Source organism: Alkalibacterium sp. s-m-28 (assembly GCF_054658175.1).
Genome location: NZ_BAAGIQ010000292.1, coordinates 1 through 402, shown reverse-complemented (window position 1 = coordinate 402; position 402 = coordinate 1). Strand labels below are relative to the sequence as shown.

The 402-nt window shown below is 42.0% G+C and carries 1 protein-coding gene; it reads left to right on the top strand.

The features are described 5' to 3' along the window. Window positions 1-61: 61 nt before the first annotated feature. A partial coding sequence (gene tnpA / locus ACYQ4S_RS12380; RefSeq protein ID WP_459771476.1) for an IS200/IS605 family transposase occupies window positions 62-402 on the top strand: 341 nt, incomplete at its 3' end.

Here is a 402-nt window from a genome sequence, read left to right as displayed (position 1 = left end):
TTCGAATATTTTTTGAGTATGTTCGGTATGTTTTCATACACGTATAGAGTATAATGGATACATGGAAAATTACCGTAGAACTAAAACAACCGTCAGCCTCATCAACTATCATTTTGTGTTTTGTCCTAGGTACAGACGAAAGATTTTCTTGAATCCCTCTCTCGAAGAACGGTTCAAGAAATTAGTTCAAGACATTTGTGATGAACAAGGCTTCCACCTCCTTGCTTTGGAGACGGGTGAAGACCATGTTCATCTGTTCTTAAATGTGTTGCCGCCTGTCAGTCCTGCGGATGTAATGGCTAAAATCAAAGGAGGGACATCGAAAATCATCCGTGACGAGTTCTCCGAGCTGAAAGCAATGCCAAGCTTGTGGACTCGTTCTTACTTCGTATCCACCGCAGG